General features: G+C 70.9%; 15 protein-coding genes. 12 read left to right on the top strand and 3 right to left on the bottom strand.

All coding sequences use genetic code 11. The annotated features are described in order from the left end of the window. Positions 1-1,764: zeta toxin family protein (locus ACWGIU_RS05880; RefSeq protein WP_453702822.1), on the top strand; the 1,764-nt coding region annotated here is incomplete at its 5' end. On the opposite strand, the gene ACWGIU_RS05875 is transcribed toward ACWGIU_RS05880, so the two are convergent. Then, complete coding sequence (locus tag ACWGIU_RS05875) at positions 1,722-2,009, bottom strand: hypothetical protein (RefSeq protein ID WP_453702820.1); 288 nt, start codon at positions 2,007-2,009, stop codon at positions 1,722-1,724. The genes ACWGIU_RS05880 and ACWGIU_RS05875 overlap by 43 nt on opposite strands. A gap of 161 nt (positions 2,010-2,170) precedes the next feature. Here ACWGIU_RS05875 and ACWGIU_RS05870 point away from each other — a divergent pair, with 161 nt between their 5' ends. Then, positions 2,171-4,837 carry an ATP/GTP-binding protein gene (locus tag ACWGIU_RS05870; protein WP_453702818.1) on the top strand — a complete coding sequence of 889 codons (2,667 nt, stop codon included), beginning with the start codon at positions 2,171-2,173 and terminating at the stop codon, positions 4,835-4,837. Positions 4,838-4,876: 39 nt separating this feature from the next. Here ACWGIU_RS05870 and ACWGIU_RS05865 read toward each other — a convergent pair whose 3' ends face one another. Further along, positions 4,877-5,050, bottom strand: coding sequence for a hypothetical protein (locus ACWGIU_RS05865; protein ID WP_453702816.1), 174 nt, complete (start codon positions 5,048-5,050; stop codon positions 4,877-4,879). 642 nt (positions 5,051-5,692) lie between these two features. Between ACWGIU_RS05865 and ACWGIU_RS05860 the strand changes: the two genes are divergently transcribed. Both ACWGIU_RS05860 and ACWGIU_RS05855 read left to right on the top strand, forming a co-directional pair. After that, positions 5,693-6,106, top strand: a complete 414-nt coding sequence (locus tag ACWGIU_RS05860) for a hypothetical protein (protein WP_453702814.1) — start codon at positions 5,693-5,695, stop codon at positions 6,104-6,106. A gap of 50 nt (positions 6,107-6,156) precedes the next feature. After that, entirely contained in the window at positions 6,157-8,358 is a 2,202-nt protein-coding gene (locus tag ACWGIU_RS05855; RefSeq protein ID WP_453702813.1) for a tetratricopeptide repeat protein, read from the top strand. A 228-nt stretch (positions 8,359-8,586) separates the two neighbouring features. Here the strand turns inward: ACWGIU_RS05855 and ACWGIU_RS05850 are convergent, their stop codons facing one another. After that, complete coding sequence (locus tag ACWGIU_RS05850; protein WP_453702811.1) at positions 8,587-9,111, bottom strand: hypothetical protein; 525 nt, start codon at positions 9,109-9,111, stop codon at positions 8,587-8,589. A gap of 820 nt (positions 9,112-9,931) precedes the next feature. Between ACWGIU_RS05850 and ACWGIU_RS05845 the strand changes: the two genes are divergently transcribed. The 8 genes from ACWGIU_RS05845 to ACWGIU_RS05810 all read left to right on the top strand — a co-directional run bounded on the left by ACWGIU_RS05845 (position 9,932) and on the right by ACWGIU_RS05810 (position 19,000). Further along, positions 9,932-12,031 (top strand): ATP-binding protein, encoded by a 2,100-nt coding sequence (locus ACWGIU_RS05845; protein ID WP_453702809.1) that lies wholly within the window; start codon positions 9,932-9,934, stop codon positions 12,029-12,031. Positions 12,032-12,644: 613 nt separating this feature from the next. Continuing rightward, a complete protein-coding gene (locus ACWGIU_RS05840; protein ID WP_453702807.1) occupies positions 12,645-12,968 on the top strand; it encodes a hypothetical protein in 324 nt (107 codons plus the stop codon). Between the two features lie 12 nt (positions 12,969-12,980). Beyond that, the gene (locus ACWGIU_RS05835) at positions 12,981-13,718 is read left to right on the top strand and encodes a helix-turn-helix domain-containing protein (protein ID WP_453702805.1); all 738 of its coding nucleotides are present in this window, start codon (positions 12,981-12,983) and stop codon (positions 13,716-13,718) included. 327 nt (positions 13,719-14,045) lie between these two features. After that, the gene (locus ACWGIU_RS05830) at positions 14,046-14,738 is read left to right on the top strand and encodes a hypothetical protein (protein ID WP_453702803.1); all 693 of its coding nucleotides are present in this window, start codon (positions 14,046-14,048) and stop codon (positions 14,736-14,738) included. Then, complete coding sequence (locus ACWGIU_RS05825; protein ID WP_453702801.1) at positions 14,735-15,244, top strand: hypothetical protein; 510 nt, start codon at positions 14,735-14,737, stop codon at positions 15,242-15,244. Before ACWGIU_RS05830 ends, ACWGIU_RS05825 begins: the two co-directional genes overlap by 4 nt. Positions 15,245-15,263: 19 nt before the next feature. Next, positions 15,264-17,351 carry a hypothetical protein gene (locus ACWGIU_RS05820; RefSeq protein ID WP_453702799.1) on the top strand — a complete coding sequence of 696 codons (2,088 nt, stop codon included), beginning with the start codon at positions 15,264-15,266 and terminating at the stop codon, positions 17,349-17,351. A gap of 181 nt (positions 17,352-17,532) precedes the next feature. Continuing rightward, complete coding sequence (locus ACWGIU_RS05815; RefSeq protein WP_453702797.1) at positions 17,533-17,826, top strand: hypothetical protein; 294 nt, start codon at positions 17,533-17,535, stop codon at positions 17,824-17,826. A 58-nt stretch (positions 17,827-17,884) separates the two neighbouring features. Then, a complete protein-coding gene (locus tag ACWGIU_RS05810; RefSeq protein ID WP_453702796.1) occupies positions 17,885-19,000 on the top strand; it encodes a hypothetical protein in 1,116 nt (371 codons plus the stop codon). Positions 19,001-19,257: the final 257 nt, after the last annotated feature.

The following is a 19,257-nucleotide window of genomic DNA, read 5'->3' as shown; positions in this document are numbered from 1 at the left end:
GTGACGCAGGAGCACCCGGTGGTGGTGTTCGTGGCAGGGCAGGCCGGTAGCGGAAAGACGCTCGTGATGGACCTGGTTCACGCCGCCCTTGAACAGCGCGGCGGTGCGGTGCGGGTGGACCGTGACACCTACAAAGCCGTCCACCCGAATTACGAGAACTTCCTGGCCGAGGACGTCCGGACGGCCGGGGTGCGGGTGCGACCGGAGACCTACCGCTGGCAGGCCGAGGTAGAAGCCCACGCCCGCGGTCGTCGGTTCGACGTGGTGGCGGAGGAAGCCCTGGCCGACCCGGCCGAATGGCTGGCCAAACTGGCGGCCTACCGCAGGGCCGGCTACCGGATCGAGGTCGTGGCCCTGGCCGTACCGGAGGCCGTCTCACAGCTGGGTGTGCTGGACCGATACCTGCGTCTCGCCGAGAAGGGCCGGGCCCGGTACGTGGGGTGGGGCAACCACGACGCGTGCGCGGCCGCACTGCCCGTCGCCCTCGCGGACGTCGAGGCCGGGCGCTTGGCCGACCGGGTCGTCGTCGTCCGCCGCGCCGGGGAAGTCCTGTACGCCAACGAACTCACGCCCCAAGGCGACTGGCGCCAGCCGACCGGTGCGCGCGAGGCGCTGCTGGGCGAGCGGTTACGTCCGTGGAACGCGGCGGAGACCGGCGTCTTCCGCCGCCAGCTCGCCGATGCCGACCGGCGTGCGTATGACTCGCGGCTGCCGGAGGACTGGGCGCTGGCGGTGCGGCGCGACGGCGAGCGTGCCGCCGCCCTTGCCGAGCCGCTGCGGCGCGGTGCGCAGGCCCGCCGGGATGCGCCGGGTGTCGACTACCACCGGCTCTCCGCCGAGGAACATCGCTGGATCTTCGACACGCTGATCTCCCCAGTTCTCCTGGAGGGCATCACACCGCAGGAACGGCCGGTCGCGGTGTACGTGATGGGCCAGCCCGGTTCCGGCAAGACAAGCCAGGCCTGGATGCTGCGCCGGGCGCTGCGCGGTCGGCCCGCCAAGATCAGCGGTGACGACTTCAAAGCGATGCACCCGGACTACTACGACCTGCTGCGCGAGGAGCCCCGTACTGCCGGCGAACGGATCCGGGCGGACTACCGGGCCTGGCAGGCGATGGCCGAGGCGTGCGTGCGGGAGCGGCGCGGGGATGTGACGATCGAGATCGCGCCTGGCAGCGCGGCCGCCTTCGTGGAGAGCGCGATGCTCTACCGGCGGGCGGGCTATCGGGTGGAGCTGGTGGTGCTGGCCGTGCGGGCGGCGGATTCCCGGCAGGGCACTGCGGTGCGCTGCGCCGACGTGAACCGGCTGGGCGGTCGTGGCCGTTTCACCACCGCTCAGGGGCACGACCGCCACTTCGCGGTGCTCGCCGACACGGTGGCCGCGGCTGAGCAGGCGGGGGTGGCCGATTCGATCATGGTGTGGGGGCGCGACGGCACCGTCCTCTACCGCAACGACCGCACCGCTCAGGGCGCCTGGTCACGGTCTGCCGGCGGGGCAGCCACCCTGGTTGCCGAACAGAACCGCCTCTACACGCCCCAGGAAGCGGACCGGTTCTGGGCCATTCAGCGGCGCCTGCGGGCCGAGCTCCCGCACTATCGCCACGACATGGAGCAGATCGCCCGCCTGGCACGGTCGCTGATGCCCGCCCGCCTCCAGCCCCGGAGGCTCCCCGGATCCGCCGCCGTGGCCGCCCTCCCCCTGGCCCGCGAGAGCGCCGATTGCTACGGGCCGGTGGCCTCCAGCTCGTTCAGCCGGGCCGCGTAGAGCGCCGAGAGGCGGGCAACCTCAGCGGGTGCGGCGTCCTGCAGTCGCGCCCGGTCCCGTACGCACTCCCCCTGCTCGGCGATCAGACGGTCGAGCTGCTCGGCGTCAGGGACGGGCAAGCGGCGCTCGGCCAGGACCTGCCGGGTGTACCACGCGATCACCTGCGTCAACGTGTCGGAGGCGCTCTGGTAGGCGACCATGTCGGCCGGCTCGGGGGAGCCGGACGCGGGTACCGGATCGTGCACGGGAACCAACCTCTTCACGGGTAGACCACAAAAGGATCATTGTCGGCCGGGGCCGATATTCCGTCCACCACCAGCATCCACCAGACGTGCCCGACGGAGCGCCCGCTACCGGCAATCGCGCGGCATAGATTGGGGTTCAGACGATCACCTGTGGGGGGACCATGGCCGACCTGCGTGCGCTGTTCAGCTCCAACAACCCGGCGTTCGACGCCGCGGAGGCGTTCACCGACCGACAGCACCAGTGGGCCCTGGTCGCCTCCGCGCTGGATGAGCACCTGCGCCGCGCCAGCGTCCCGGGCTTCGACGTGGAAGACCTCGAAGCGCCACGCACCAACGTGATCGTCTTTCACGGCGTGGGCGGTGTCGGCAAGTCCACCCTGCTCCGCAAGATCGAAGCCGCACTGAGTGCCGCCGAGAACCGCCCCGACCAGTGGGGCGCACCCACCTGGACTCAGCAGCTCCTGCCCATCCGCATCGACCTGGCCCGCTCCGCCTCGACCGGCTCCGACTTCGAGCGGGTCATCCTGACGATCCGCCTCGCGCTCGCCGGGGCACTCGGCCGCACGCTGCCCTCCTTCGACGTGGCCTTGCGCCACTACTGGGAGCACGTCCACCCCGGTGAGCCGCTGGACGAGTACGTACGGCGGACCGGGCTGACGGGCCGCTTCGCCGAGATGCTGCCGCAGCAGCTGCAGGCCGGAGTCGGCGAAGTCGCCGCCGCCCTGGCACTGCCAGGCCTGGTCGGCTCCGCGGCCGGACAGCTCACCTCGGCCCTCGTCCAGGCGCTGCGCGAACGCCAGGAACGCGCCCAGGCCCTGGCCGGCGCCACACGGACCGCAGCCCTGCTGGAAGCCACCCCGGACCTGGAGGCACTGTCCTACTATCCGCACCTGCTCGCCTGGGACCTGAACCAGCTGCCCGCGAAGAAGCGGCTCACCCCCGTGGTCCTGCTGGACACCTTCGAGGACACCGGCGACCGCCACCGCGACTTCGAACGGCTGCTGCAGCGCCTGGTCTGGCTCATGCCGAACACCCTCTTCGTCATCGGCGGCCGCAGCCGCCTGCCGTGGGCCGATCCCGCGCTGCACGGTCAGCTCGACTGGACGGGGCCCGCCGCCTGGCCCGGCCTGGCCCTCTCCTCTGCCGCGGTGCCGCAACCGAGGACGGCCGCACACGCAGGCCGCCAGCATCTGATCGGTGACCTGTCCCCCGAGGACTGCGACGACCACCTCGCCCGCCGCCTCACCCTCGACGAGCAGCCCCTCATCGACGCCGACATCCGCGCCGCGATCACCGCCCGCTCCCACGGCCTACCACTCCACCTGGACCTCGCCGTCAGCCGATTCCTGGAGATCCGCCGCACCGGCCGCACCCCCACCCCAGCCGACTTCGACTGCACCTTCCCCGCCCTCCTCGCCCGCACCCTCTCCGACCTGACCCCCGAGGAACGGCACCTGCTGCGCAGCGTGTCCCTGCTGGACGCCTTCGACCTCGACCTGGCCACCCGGACCGCCGGCCTCACCCAGCAGGCCCCGGCCCGGCGCCTGACCGAACGGCCGCTGGTCACCGAGAACCCCTACGCGCTGTGGCCCTACCACCTGCACCGCGCGATCCGCAGCGCCGTACGCGACGACGAGCACAGCGACGACCGCTGGACACCCGCCGACTGGCATCAGGCCGCCACCCGCGCCCTGGCCGCCCTCGGCGACCAGTGGATGAAGTCGGCCGCCTTCGCCCCCAGCCGCATGCTGCTGGTGGCCTGCCTGCGGCAGGGCCTGCGCCTGGCCCGCGACCACGGCCTGGCCGGCCTGGGCTGGCTCATCGAGGCCGCCTTCGTCTACACCGACGACTCCGTCTGGGAACCCCTCGCCCTGCCCGCAGCCACCACTGAGGCCGCGGACACCCCCGCCGATGCCGTGGCCGAGCTCCTCACCGCGATCGCCCGCCGCCAGGGCGAGCACCGCCAGCTCACCGCCGACCGCCTCACCGCAGTCCTGGACACCGGCCTGCTGCCCGCCGAGCTGACCGAGATGGCCCTCTACTACCGGGCAAAGGCCCACAAGGACCTCAGCCAGAACAACGCCGCCCGCACCGGGATGCAGCAGGTCGCCGACGCCGATGGCCGCCTCGCCCCCAAGGCCCGCCGAGCACTCGCCAACCTGGCCCGTCTCGCCGGCGACTTCCCCACCGCCCTGGCCGCCGTCCCCACCCTGGGCTGGAAAGGCCGCCATCACCGCGTCCTGGGCGACATCCGCTGGTCCCACGCCGACACCGCGGCCGCAGTCGCCGCCTTCGAGGCCGGCCGCGCCGAAGCCGAACAGCACGGCGCGGCCGGTGAGCGCGCCATGATGCAGGTCCGCCTCGCCCTCGCCCTCTCCTTCGCCGACCCCGTACGGGCCGACAGCGAACTCGCCCTCGCCCACCAGCTCCTCGACGGCCTCGACCAACGCTCCAACACCCTCCTCGCCCAGATCGTCGCCCTGATCAAGGACGCCGGAAGCGGCGACGTCACCGCCCGTGCCCAGAACCTGCGGACCGATATCGAGGCCGCAGGGCTCCCCTTCCTCCACCGGTTCGTCGAGCTCGCCCTGGCCTTCCACCACGCCGTCCGCGGCGAGGACCACGGCCTGGCCGCCGCCATCGGGCGGCTGCGCGCGCTCACCGCCACCGGCGACTTCGCCTATTTCACCGACGTCGCCTACTTCATGGCCGGCCTGCCCCTCCCGGAGCCCTCGACCACACGTTGGGCCAACAGCGAAGACGACGTCCGATCCGCATGGCGCGGCCTGGTCCAGGCCCGGCAAGAACACCTGCTCGCGGGAAACTGACCCCGGGCTTCCTCGTTTCCGCACCTTGCGGCGCCGGTTTCACCGGCTGGCGATGGCGGCCACACAGGCCACCACCAGCATCGCGCCGCCCGTCGCAGCCAGAACCGGTGTGGCCGCGGCCGGGTGGCGGTACGTCACGTATGCCAGGCCTCCGCCCACCAGCACAGTCACGAGGGCCAAGAGCAGCAGGACGACCAGGACGAGCGAGGACATGCGGAGTTCCCTTCATCGGACATGCCGGGCCGGCATGCGGTGCGCGGAGCATGGGAGTGCACAGCCCTTTAGGTCCCGGGCTGCGGTGGGAGCAGAGTGCGGTGGCTGGGGGTTAGCAGCGCAGCCTCGCTCCGACCTGCACACTTCGGCCAAGCAGCCCGCCATTCAATAGCGTGGGGCTGCGAGTTCCCGGCGTTGTGAAGCGCGGGGCCGGCTCTGTGGGAGGCTCACCGGAAATCCTTGAATGGGACTGTGGAGTGAGGTATTGGGCCGCTCCCGGCTTCCACCAAGATCGTTCTTGTTCCCGTGGTAAGCCGCAGCGGCACACCGAGCGGGGTGGCCGGACACGGGCAGGGGATCGCGGCAGGCGGCCCGTGACGCCTGGGTCCACGGCGGCTTGTGCGGGCACGCAACGAACTCTCTCCGTGGCTCTGTACAGGAGAACGGGAGTCGTTTAGTTACGTAGTAGCTGTTTCTGTTCCCCGCTGGTATCGCCGGGGTTGGGTGGCCCGGCATGGATGAACGGATCGGCGTATCTCGTAGACGTGGGATTCGGTGGGCCCTCCCGGCACGTCCGTGGTTGGCGACTCCCCTGTGGTGGAACTCAGGATTTGATCACGCTGTGTGGGTGAGCATGGAGCCATGACAGGGTGGCTGAGGGTGTGCTGGTGGGGATTGGCGGCCGTCGGGGTTGTCGCGGCGGTCGTGTTGGTGGTGTGGGTGTCGGTCGGGCACCCGGAAGGGGCCGCTCAGGGCTGGGGCATCGCCGGGGCCGTTGCCGGCATCGCCGCGCTGGGTGTCGCGCTGCGGCAGCTCAGGCTCACCTCACAGGCCGCGAGGAGCACGCCACCCGCACCCACGTCGGCGCCGGTGGTCGCGGATGGCGGGTCGGTCGCGGCGGGCGGGAACGTCCGCAACGCGCAGGCACGTGACACCGCGCCTGGTACAGGTACTGGTGCGGGTGCGGCGGCGGGCGGGCCGGGGGTCTCCGCGAGCGGCGGTTCGGTCGCGGCGGGCGGGGACGTCGACGGGGCCAGCGCCCACCAGGGCCCGTGAAGCTCCCGTGGCGGCGGCGCGCCGCCGACTCGCCGGGCGCCGTCGTCCCGATGCCCCCGAAAGTGAAGGCCACCCGGGGGTCGATCGCGGCAGGCCTCGATGTGGTCAACTCGGTGGTGGTGAACGCCGAGCGGGCGCTGCCGGCCGAGGCGTACGCGCCGATCCCCTCGGACGCCGCGGCGCATGGGGTGTCGAACATCCGGGCAGAGACGGGGTTCATCGGCCGCGGCGCGGCGTTGGACGCGTTGGACGCGGCATTCGCCGGCGGTGCGGGCGGGGTGGTGCTGCATGCCGTCCACGGGCTGGGCGGGGTGGGCAAGTCTGTGCTGGCCGCCTACTGGGCCGCGGACCGTGCGACCGCGCGGGTGCGGTGGTGGATCACCGCGGACAGCCCGGACGCGGTCGACGCCGGGCTGGCGTCCCTGGCCCGCAGGCTTCAGCCCGGGCTGGGCGAGCTGCCCGCCGGCCTCCAGACCGAGCGCGCGGTGCAGTGGCTTGCCACGCACGACGACTGGCTGATCATCCTGGACAACGTCGACCGGGTCGACGATGTCGACATGCTTGTCGACCGGGTCGCGAGCCATGGCCAGGTCCTGGTCACCACCCGCCGCGCGACCGGCTGGCACCGCCACGCCGCCACCATCCGCCTGGACGTCTTCGAGCCGGCCGAGTCCGTGGCCCTGTTCACCCGCATCCTGAGCCACCACGGCCCGCGTGACACTGACGGCGCCGACGCGGTGTGTGCGGAGTTGGGGCACCTTGCCCTCGCTGTCGAGCAGGCCGCCGCGTACTGCGCCGAGACCGGCATCGGCCCCCGCGCCTACCTCGACAGGCTGGCCCAGTGGCCCGCCAAGATGTTCGCCAAAACCTCCGAAGGCAGAAACTCCGAACGCACCGTCGCCAGGATCTGGCACCTGACCCTCGACCGCCTGGCCGACACCCCGCTCGCCGGAGACCTCCTGCGGATCCTGGCCTGGTACGCCCCCACTGGTATCCCCCGCGATCTGCTGGACGGCGCCGCCGAACCACCCGAACTCGATGAGGCGATCGGCAGACTCGTTGCCTACAGCATGGTCAGCGACAACCACGACGGCACCCTGACCGTGCACCGCCTCGTCCAGGCCCTCGCCCGCACCCCCGAACCCAACGACCCCCACCGCCACCCCGACACCATCGACCACGCCCGCAATCAGGCCGCCACCCTCCTCGCAGACGCCTTCCCCACCGATTTCGACCAGCCCGCACAGTGGCCCCGGTGCCGGGCCCTCCTCCCGCACACTGACGCCCTCACCCGCCACCACACCCCTGACCACGACACCGCCGACACTGCCAACGCCCTCGACCGCGCCGCCTCCTACCAACAAGGACAAGGCGCACTTTCCCCCGCCATCCCAGCCTTCCAACGCGCCCTTGCCACCCAGGAGCGGGTGCTGGGAACCGACCACCCCAACACGCTGGCCTCCCGCAACAACCTCGCGTACGCGTACGAGTCGGCGGGGGACCTGGGCCGGGCTATGTCACTGTTCGAGCGCACCCTGGAAGACCGGGAGCGGGTGCTGGGAGCAGACCACCCCGACACGCTGATCTCCCGCAACAACCTCGCGTACGCGTACAAGTCGGCGGGGGACCTGGGCCGGGCGGTGCCACTGTTCGAGCGCACCCTGGAAGACCGGGAGCGGGTGCTGGGAGCAGACCACCCCGACACGCTGATCTCCCGGAACAACCTTGCGGGCGCGTACGAGTCGGCGGGGGACCTGGGCCGGGCGATGTCGCTCTATGAGCGCACCCTGGAAGACCGGGAGCGGGTGCTGGGAGCAGACCATCCCGACACGCTGATCTCCCGGAACAACCTTGCGGGCGCGTACGAGTCGGCGGGCGATCTGGGCCGGGCGATGTCGCTCTATGAGCGCACCCTGGAAGACACCGAGCGGGTGCTGGGAACCGACCATCCCGACACGCTGACCTCCCGCAACAACCTCGCGTACGCGTACGAGTCGGCGGGGGACCTGGGCCGGGCGGTGCCACTGTTCGAGCGCACCCTGGACGACACCGAGCGGGTGCTGGGAGCAGACCACCCCGACACGCTGGCCTCCCGGAACAACCTCGCGTACGCGTACGAGTCGGCGGGAGACCTGGACAGGGCGGTGCCACTGTACGAGCGCACCCTGGAAGACACCGAGCGCGTACTGAGCCCGGGCCATCCGATGACTTCGGTGGTGCAGGCGAACCTGGAACGAGCGCGGTCCGAATAGAGTCTCGGCGGCGGGTATTCCAATAGCCCCCAGCCCCTGCCCCAGCGCTGGGCGATCATCCTGCTCGCCGGCGTCCTGGCGGGCGCCCTCGTCCTGAGCCTGGCAGGCTCGCTGCCCGGGCTCGGTGCCGCAGGCGCGACGGTGCTCGCCGTACACAAACTCATGGCGTAGCGAAACCGGTGGAGGGGGCTGCTGGCACCCTCCACCGGCGCCTTCTGACCCCACTCGTCAGAAGCGCGGCTCGACACTGGGATGTGAGACCAAGGCACAGGCCGCGATCTGCAGTTGCGCTTTCCATACCGCCTCGTCGAGCCCCAGCGTGTACTCGATGCAGCACGCGCATGGCGGGAGTAGCGCCACGAATGCTTGTTCCTCGGCGGTCTCAACCTCCATCTGCGACCACTCGTCCGATGCCAACTCGGCAAGATCCACCTCCCCGGCGCTGAATCGCGCGGCCAGCCTGCGCAGTGCGTATCGTCGGGCCACGTGGTGCTCGGGCAGGGTGATCCCCAGTTCTTCAAGAGCCTGCTCGAATGTGTCACGGATGCCCCGAGGGTCTGCATGACGCGGCAGACCGGCGAGCTCGCACAGGGTCGGCGTGTCCATTCCCATTGCGAGTGCCTGGGCAGCGGTCATCGGCAGGTCTTCCGGACACACCTGATCCGCCTGATACAGCCACGCTGCCTCCACCAGGGACGGATAAGCGCTGCGGACAGGGCTGCCGGGTTCGGATGTGTCGTCTATCGCTGCCATGATTCATACGATGCCAGCACGGCTCGCGAGAGTGCCCGGAAATTTCGACTGTCCCGGCAAACCGCCCTACGAGCTGACCCAACTCATGCTGTTGCCCCGGTGACCCTCCGCGACCGCTCCCCAAGAGCTCTGCCAGAACCCCGCTCTCGCGTACAAAGCCACTCTCCGCCACGGCCCTGCTCGCACTGACCGTTCTGCCCTGTCTCGGTGATCGGAGCGTGGCCGCACCGACAGTTGCTCCGGCGGCCGCCTGAAACTCCTGCTGTACTACCCGTCCAATCTCAAGTTGAGGACGGGCCGGAGTAGTCGGCATACGGCGATCGGGCTGCTCACGCCGAAGGACAGCGTCCAGATCCTTCAGGAGCGAGCGGGGTTCATCAGGTGGAGCTGGAGGGGGATTCCGAGACGGGGCTGAAGTGGGGGACGACGGGGGTGGGTGTCGAAGCACCTGACTCCGCATGTCTGTATGCGCCTGAGCTGACGTGCCGTCGGCGGAAATCCGCCCTGGTCCGCCCGGGGCGGAAGGAGGGCAGGGAGACTGGGCGGATGATCGAGCGTCGCCCGCTGGGCACCGGCCCCCGCCCTGCTACTCCCCCAGCGCAGCCCACGGCTGCGCGCCGGGCCCGCCTCGCCGCCGAGGGCACGGCGGCCGGCCCGCCCGCCCAGGAGCCGGCCGGAGAGCAGCCGCCTTCCGACGGCCGAAGGCCTCTCGGCGTCGGTACCGACCCGGCCGCAAGCTGACCCACCCTCTGCTCGCCGAGACCCGGTGGTCGAAGCGGCCACTACATTGAGCGACTGCACAGCAACTGGCAGGGGGGCTATGGACGCCGACGGCATTCACGACACTTCGCAGCAGGTCCCGCGCCCTGCGGGACCGCCGCCGAGGCCGGCCTCGCCGCCGGGCGGTGGTGTGTCGATTCCTCCGCCATCCCGGGCTCCGAGCGTCGGCCCCACGCTCGCCGACTGGCTTCGGGTGATCCGGCCCCCAGCCGAAGTCGGGGTGTGGCGCTACGGGCATGTGCCGCGCGCGGCCGAGGAGCCCGAGGTGACTCCCACCCGGCAGCTGATCAGCGGTGCCTCGCTCTCGCTGCTGGCCGGCGTGATGCTGTGGTCCCTGCTGTGGAACGGCTACCTGGGCACGTTCTGGATCTGGCCGTTGCTGATGTTCACCCCCGACTCCTGGCGCGGCACGCAGTCCTTCGTGGTGGCCGGGTGGATCTGGTATTCCATCGTCGCCATCGGCCTCACCGTGGGATTCGGCCGGCTCGGGCGGTGGCCCGAGCTCCTGCGCCGGATCGTGCGCCGCACCGCCCCCGCAACGGTGGCGGCAGTCCCCGCGGCCCCCGGAGACGGTGAGGCCCTGGCGGGCTGGCCGCAGTTGCGGAGCGCCGGCCTTGAGGCGGCGGCCGAGTACCTGGCGCGCGAGGCCGAGGCCGGGCGGATGAACGACGTGGACTACGTCCGCATCCGCCGGGCCTGGGAGAGCGTGCGTACCGACCCGGCCCGGCTGCGGCCCTTCGAGGGATCCGTGCGGGACAAGGGCGCCGGGGCATGTGTGCATCCGTCCGGGGCGCGGGATCTGCCGGTGCGGGCGGCCCGGCACGACCTGCTGGCCCGCCAGGTGCTCCTCGGCACCGTCGATTCCGGAGAACGGACCCCGTACGCGCGCCGCGGGACGGGATTCGCCCTCGACCCCGGGGTGCTCGGTACCTCCCTGCTCGCGGTCGGCCCCTCCGGCACGGGAAAGACCGGCCGGCTCGTGCGGCCCGTGGTGGAGTCGCTTGCCCTCCAGGCTCTGGCCGGACAGGCCTCGGTCATCGCGGTGGCCGCGGCCGGGGTCCAGCTCGGGCCCGACGACGCGTTCGACGTGGTCGTGCGGATCGGTGATCCGGCCTCCGTCTACGACCTCGACCTGTACGGCGGGGCCACGGACGCGGACGAGGCCGCCGTCCTCCTCGCCGAGGCGTTCGTGGGCGACATCCCCGGCATGGACGTACGCCGGGCCGCAACCGCCCTGGGCCAGTTGCTCGGGCCGTTCCAGGCCGCGTACGGCCGCTTCCCTTCCGTGCCCGAGCTGCGGGAGCTCCTCGACCAGGCGAAGGACCCGCTCGACACGCTCCGGCAGACGCTGGAGACGGACGGGCAGCAGACGATGGTGCGCGAGCTGGACGCGCGGGCGCGCCAGCACGGCGGCCCCGCCGACCCCGGCCCCGTCCTCGCCGACCGAGTGGCGCTCCTGGACCGTCCGGCGTTCGCCCGGTTCTTCGACACCAGCGGGCAGAGCCGGCCGTTCTCCATGGCCGCCCTGGGACATCCGCTGCGCGTGAGGATCGACCTGCCCGAACGCGGTCACGCGGACGCGTCCCGGATCCTGGCCCGCCTGCTGCTCGCCCAGTTCAACGCGTCCGCGCCCGTCCGGGCCGACCGCTCCCTGTTCGCGTTCCTCGCCTTCGACGATGCCTCCCACACCCTCACCGCCGGCACGCTGCGCGGAGTCCAGCGGCTGCGCTCGGCGAACGCCGGAGTCCTGCTGACCCTGCGCACCCTGGACGACGTGCCGGAGGCTCTGCGGACCCCGCTGCTGGGGGCGGTCGGCTGCCGGATGGCGTTCGCCGGGGTCACGACGTGGGACGGGAAGCGGTTCGCCGAGGCCTGGGGCACCGAGTGGGTGGAGACACGGGACGTCACGCACCGGACGGTGTTCGCCGACCAGCCGCTGACCCGCGCCATGCATTCCTTCCGCAAGCTGGTGACCGGCAAGGCCGTCACCACGGACGCGGTGACCGTGCGGCAGGTGGAGCGGGAACGGTGGTCCGCCTCCGACCTGGCGCACACCGTCCCGCCCGGGCACGCGGTGCTGTCGCTGGCCTCGGTCCGCGGCGAACGGGCGGCCCCGCTCCTGGTCAACCTCACGACCTGACGACGAAGCGGCCGATCACCCGGACGTCTGTCCCCTTCTACTCGCGGGACGACACGACGTTGGGCGCAGGAGTCGCCGAGAAACGAGGAAGGGCCGACGTCATGGACGTCGGCCCTTCCTTCGGCGCGCCGCGCGTCAACTTGGCGTTGCCGAGAATGCCCTGGTCATTTGGTTGCACCCAGTAGGTCAGGGCTCTGCTGGCCCCCAGGAATCCTGGGAGGCGTTTGCATTCCTCCACACCATGCCGTGAACTCTGGTGTGTCGGCAATTTTGGCTGACACGCGGATGAGCCAATCCGGGGCAGCACGAGCGACCTGGGCCTTTTCAAGCCCCGTGAACACCGGAATGTGCGCTATCAACCCCCAAGTCACCGCATCCCCCAACAGGTTGGTTGGGCTTGGTCGCCGATGAGCCAATATTCCGACAACTGAGAACAATCGGACTAATCGACTTCGGTCTGTATTACCGCGCTAACACTCTGTGCTGGAAGACTTACGGCTGCCCGTACATCCGTGCAGCGTCAACTGCCGGGTGAAAGAGCGGGTTGCACCCAGTAGGCGGAAGACGCTGGCACCTCGGTGCCGGCGCCCTTCCAGAACAGACAGGGCCTCGCATGTCCGACAAGACCATGGGCGGAAACGTCTCCACGCCGCTCCCGAACTCCCCCCGACCTCAGGCGACCACCGGTTACTCCGGTCAGAGCCCGGTCCGGCTGACCTCCGCTCACACCCTGCTCCCCGGTGCCCTTGCGGTGCTCGGCACCGTGCTCTTCCTCGTCGGCGACATCCCCGTGGACGAGATCTTCAAGCTGCTGGCCGGCTGTATCGCCATCGGGGTGTCGGCCAACCTCGTCATCACCGGAGGCCGCCGCATCGTCGAGGCCTTCGGTGCGGCCCTCGCCCGCGGCCTGGTCGACCTCGCCGACAAGCAGCGGTAAGGGGAGACCTCGATGGGACGCTCGCCGAAACCGGTCGACACCACCCACCCCCGCCGCGCCGAACTGGCCACGGCCCTGCGAGACGTCCGAGACCGACGCGGCCTCACCTACGAGCAGATGGCACAGAAGTGCAGCACCTCGGCGGCCACCCTCAAGAGGGCGGCCGCGGGTGTCAGGGTTCCCAAGCAGAAGGTCGTCGAGGAGTTCGCCAACGCCTGCGGCGAGGACCAGCTCACGATCCGGGCGCTTGAGCACATGCGCGTCAAGGCGCGTATCGAGGAACGGGGAATCCTCAAGACCCTTCGGGCACCGCAGGTCCACCTCATCAGCGACAAACCCGATCTCGCTCAGGCGCTGCTGTACGTCTACGAGGCGGCCGGCGCACCCAGCCTCCGCGAGGTTCACGACCGTTGTGACAACCCCCACGCCCTACCGGTCAGCACCATAGGACGCATCGTCGCCCGCACGACGACACCGGCTGACGAGAAGCAGCTCCTGGCCTTCCTCCATGGCTGCGGCATCTGGAACCGAGACCAGAACTGGCTCAAGGCGTGGGAGAAGGTCACGAGTCCGGAGGGCAACCTCTTTGCCAGTCGAATCGTGTCCTTTGTGAGCAATTCGGCCCTGCTCGTGAGCATTCGGCCAGGAGTGGCGGGTGGAGCTCGCCAAGGCGACCACGCAGCTCTATCCCGTAGGCCAGATGAAGCACCACTTGAGCCGCCCCACCTATTCGGGGCTCCAGCTCGGTGAGACTCGGGCTGGCTGATCATCATTCGTGCCCCGGGTCCTACGCCCGGGGCACGAATGTCTCGCCATGTAGGAGCACGCGCTCCTGGGGCGCATCGCCGTACGTCACGTCGGTGACGTACGGCAGCAGGCGATGACGTTCTGGCCCCCGCTCCTGGTCAACCCCACGGCCCGACGTCATCCGGCCAACTCCTCAGCGCGATCCGGGCCGATTCCTCCCGGTCTGCCGCTAATCAGCGTCCTGTGAAGGCCAGTTGACCTGCACAAGTGCGGTGTCGGGCCGGTGGAGGGGACGTAGATTCGGCAGGTGATCGAGGTCAGGGGGTGCGGATGACGAATGGCCAGGGCGCATGGGATCCGGTAGACGGGTCCGCGCCGTACCCGCCGGCGCCGAAAGTTCCGCCGCCGCGCCCCGCGCACCCGTCCGAGCCTGATCCTGCCGACCCGGCGGACGATCCGGCGGACATCGAATGGTGGCGCTACTCGGATGTCCGCCAGGAGTGGCAGGACACCTGGGCGAACGAGGGCCAGGAGGCCCGGGAGGCGGCCTGGGAGATCGGGGCGCAGATCGGCGAGGCGGTCGCCGCCCACCTGCCCGCCTCTGCCGGTCCACCCTCGACTCCGGCCGAACAGGGGTGGCGGGGGCTCGACCTCCGCTGGATGGGCCTGAAGTACAACGTCCCTGCCGTGGTGATCGCGCTGCTGGTGACGTGGCGCGGGCAGAGCGGTGTCGACCAGATGACCCGCTCGGTCACCGAGGACGGGATTTTCGCGCCGCTGGGCTGGCTGCTGCTGGTCGGCCTGGTCGGACTGGCCGTGATGGTCCTGCCGATCGGGCAGATCTTCGCGAGCCTGGTCGCCTCGATTTTCCGGGGGCTGACCAACCTGGTCGTGCGGGCCTGGCAGGCCCCCTACATCGGCTACCTGCTGCGCCTGCTGGTGGCCGTCGCCGCCTGGAGTTTCGTTATCGCCCTGCTCCGTGTCGGCGGACGCGCGGCGATCCACTGGATGACTGGAGCGTGAGCACGATGAACAACGTGGGGGCTGCGGCCGGCGGGATCGGCTCGGTCGCGCTGGGCCTGGTGCTGCTCTTCTACCAAATCGGCCGGTGGAAGGGCGGGGACCCCACCCCGAAGATGCACTTCTTCGCCGGGGTCGCGATCGCCGCCCTGCTGCTCCTGGGCGGTGGTGTCCTCGGGGTGATGGGCGGGACCGCGGCCGCGCTCGGGAACGGGGTCGGTACGTACGCGCTGGAGAACGCGACCGGGGCGGTCGCGGCGGCCGGCTCGCACCCGCCGCTGACCGGTGGCGAGAAGGTCGGCGTGTCCGGGGCGATTGCCGGACTGTGCCTGCTCGCCCTCTACCTGGGGCTGATCAAGTCCGGACGCTACGACCTCAAGAGCCCGCTGATCCGCGGCGCCCTGGTCGGCGTGTGGCTGGGTGCTTCGGCCGGGCTGGTCGGGATGGCCCTCGGCCTGATCCGCACCAGCGGCAACACGGTCGGCGACATCCTGATCAACACGATCTGAGCACGGGGGACTGAGAGCGGTGGCAAGAACGGGCGGCACCGGCGGGGGCCTGGGCGCGGGAGCGGCGCATCTGCGGGCGGAGTGGGGCCGCTGGTGGCGCACCGAGGACTGGAGCGACACCCACGTCGCGCACTTCATCCTCAACGACCAGTACCGGACGTGGATGAGGTTCCAGCAGCGCAACAAGGCAGAGGTGCAGCAGAACATCGGCCTGCTGAAGGAGCAGCAGAAGTTCCAGCGGCAGTCGCAGATGATGCAGATGAACCTGCAGCGCCAGCGCCACCGGCAGGGCCGGTACGGGGGTGGCGGGTACGGGGGCGGCATGGGCGCCTCGCCGGTGATCTCGTACCGGATGATGCAGTGGGCCAGTCTCCAGATGCGCTTGGGCCAGCAGGAATTCCGGCACCTGGAGATCACCCCCTCGATGCTGCATGTCGGCCGGGGGCAGGTCCGCTCCCGGCGCCACCGGGCCGCCGCCGCATGGTTCCTGACGCTCGGCGCGCTCTGGGCCGGCTTGTGGTGGGCGTCGGTGACCGCCGCCCTGGTCGTCACGCTCCTCGCCCTGGCCACGTTCGCGATCGCCGCCGCCGCGGCAGGCCGCAGCCTCCAGCCCCGCCGGCCGCCCGTGCCGAAGCTGCTGTTCATCCCGCCCACCGTGCCCGCGCACACTGAGCTGGCCGCCGACACCGAGCCGCAGCCGTTCCCGATCCGGGAAGCCGGCCACGATCCGCGCCAGGCCCGCGAGGCGGTACGGCTGGCCCTGGCGAAGGAGAAGGCAAAGGTCGCCGAGGTGGGTGTGCCGCAGGAGACGGCCTACGGATGGCAGGTGCCGCTCGTGCTGGAGTCCGGCACCGCCGAGCAGCTCATGAGCACGCTCCGACCGATGGCGACCACTCTGCGGGTGGGCAGGTCCCGGGTGACGGCCCGGGCAGCCGATCCCGACGACGCGGCCCGGGTCAACCTCCAGCTCCTGACCCGGGACCCGTTCGCCGCGCCCCCCGCCTACCCGGTCCGCGCACCGAAGTCCTGCTCGATCACCGACGCGTTCTCCATCGGTGTCTCCATGGACGGTGAGCACACCCCGATCGTGCTGGCCGGCCAAAGCGCCCTGATCGTCGCCCGGACCGGCGGCGGAAAATCGTCGATGGTCCGGGCCATGGCCGAGTACACCACCGCCTGCTACGACGCCGTCGCCGTCGACATCGACCCCAAGGGCAGGGGCCTGGGCCCCCTCGCGGGCTGCGCCGTCCGCAGCGCCCGCAACCCTCAGGACGCCGAACGGGAGCTGCAATTCCTCAAGGACCTCGCCGACGCCCGCATCACCGCCCTGGGGCCCACCGAGGACAACATGCCCGTCACGGCCGATACTCCGGCCGTCATCGGATTCGTCGACGAGTACCCGGAGCTGACCGAACGTGGCAAGGAGCTGGCGATCGCACTGACTCGCGTTGGCCGCAAATCGCGCGTGACACTGGTGATCTGCACGACGGACTCCACCAAGGGCGTCATGGGCCAGGCAATCGGGGACGCGCTCGGCATCCGCATCCTGATGTCCTGCCGCAAGGATGATGTCCCTCTGGCCGTCGGCCAGGACGACGCCGTCTCCCAGGGATGGCTCCCCCACCTCCTGGTGCCCTCCCCCGGCGAGTGGGAAATCGCCGACGCCGGCCGCTACTACTGCATCACCCCCCGCCACCGGGAACCGGTCCTGCGCTACGTCAGCCACCTCGATCCGGGCACCGCCCTGCTGCGCGCCCAAGAACGCATCGCCGCCGGACTGCCCCTCCTCACCCCTCCCGCCCCCGCCGGCACCCCTGCCGGGCAAACGCCGGTGCCGCCTATCGCCGCGCTCCTGCTGGCCGCGTTCGCCACGCACAGTGATCCGCCTGTGCTGACCATCGCGCAGCTCGCCGACTACCTGAGCGCCGCCGACCCGGCTACCTGGGCCAAGTGGGACGGGAAGACGAACCGACTGCAGATGGTCGGGCGGACGATCCAGTCACAGCTGAAGGCGGCCGGTCTGACGGTGGCCACCCACCGCCTCGACTTCCTGCCCGGCAAACCCGCCGGCTACCGGCTCGCGGACATTCAAGGCGCCCTGTCGTGATGCGTCCACGATGTGTCAGCGTTGCGTCCTGGTGCGGCGGGATGCGTCGAACCGGGGCGCGATGCGTCCCGGGCAGTTTCCGTGATGCGTCGATGTGTCAGCCCCGGACGCATCAGAATTACGTGGTGACCTGCGATGACGCATCAGACGCATCAATTCGACCCCCCGGCCTGGAGGGCTGATGGCGCACAATCCAGCTCAGTACGCCCGGGTCGCCGCCGACTCGCTCGACCGGCTCGTCAACGACGTACGCGCGGGCCGCGCCGAGTGGGCCCATCCGCACGCGGTGCGCCAGGCCGCCGAGGACCTGCTGCGCATGTCCGACGCGATGGCCACCGCGCTCCAGCAGATGGCCGCCGCCCTCGACCCCGCCGACCCGGCCACCCGGCGGAGCGCGGGCGCTCTCCACCTGGCCGGCCAGGCCGCCGCCACGACAGCCGTCCAACTTCGCAACGCCCGCCGCACCCTTCACTGACCGTCACCATTCAAGGGGGGACCCTGATGTCCACCATCACCACCGCTGCGGGGGCCTGATGCTGTACGCACCCACTGACCCGTGCGACAACATCACGGGACCCGTCAGGGACGTGTGCGAGCCCGGCAGCGGCTCGGGAGGAACGGGGGTCGGCGGAGTGGTCACGCCCGCCGACCCGCTCGGCGAACTCGACCCGCTGACGGCACTGGCCAAGTCGACCGCCAAGGCGGCGCACTGGACCTCCCAGCAGCTCGGCAAACTCGTCGGCGACCGCGAGGCCATCGACCTGACGAACGCCAACTTCCTCAAGCAGTACGCGATCGTGTTCGCCGCCTCCACCATCCTCGTCCTGGTGCTGTGGCTGCTCGCCGTCGCCAAGCGGGCGGTCCGGGGCGTACCGATGACCACCGCGCTCTCCGAGGCGATCGGCCTGCTGTGGATCGCGGTGGCCGCCTCCGCGTTCACCCCGCTGGTCCTCTACACCGTGATCGGGGCTACCTCGGCGGTGACCGACGTCCTCGTCAGCGCGCTCGGCAGCAACCCGAACGGACTGTTCGACTCCCTCGGCGCCGACCTCGAAGCCGGAAAGGTCGGCGGCGGCCCGCTGATGCTGCTGGTCGTCTCCCTCGCCACCATCGCCCTGTGCGGGGCGCTGTGGCTGCTCCTGGTCATCCGGGCACTCGCCCTGTACGTCGGCGCGCTGTTCTCCGTCGTCGTCTACGCGGGCCTGGTCGACCGTGACTGGTGGGGTCACACCCGCCGCTGGGCCGGGGTCATGTTCGCGCTGATCGCGGTCGAGCCGATCATCGTGATCGTGATCGGCCTCGCCTCCGCGCTGCAGACCAGCCCCGACACGAACAAGGTCGTCACCGGGCTGGCCATCACCCTCATCGCGCTCGGCATCTCCGTCTACCTCGTCTGGAAGGTCCCGGCGCTCGGCGACGCGGTGAAGGTCGCCCGCACCGCCGCCAAGGCCACGGGGGGCGCTGCGCGCGCGGTGACCGGCCCGGCATCCGCCTCCGCCGGCGTAATGCGCGGCATCAGCGCCCACGGAGACCGCGGACAGTCACGGGGCGGCGGGTCCAGCAGCATCGGCACCCAGAAGGCACCGAACAACGTCGCCGGAGGCATCGCCGCCCACTCCCAGCGCAAGCACAAGGACTCGGACAACTAGCAGCCTCATGCGTGCGAGGGCCGTCTCCCCCAACGGAGGCGGCCCTACGCCGGTACGTCACGGCGTAGGGCTCGGAGCGGAGCAGCGCGACCGGGGTGAGAGGTCCAGCGGGTGGCTCGTGCGGCCGTCGGCGAAGCGGCGGTACCGGCCGTTAAGCACGGCACGGGTGCAGCGGGGCGGGGCCGCTGCCGCTTGGGGGGCGGCCCCGCTGAGGCGTCCGCACTGCTGCTGCAAGCTACCAGTGTGACCAGGGTGCC

Source organism: Streptomyces sp. NPDC054840 (assembly GCF_053611065.1).
Note: the sequence above shows the minus strand (reverse complement) of the source record. Positions and strands in the feature narration are given on the sequence as shown.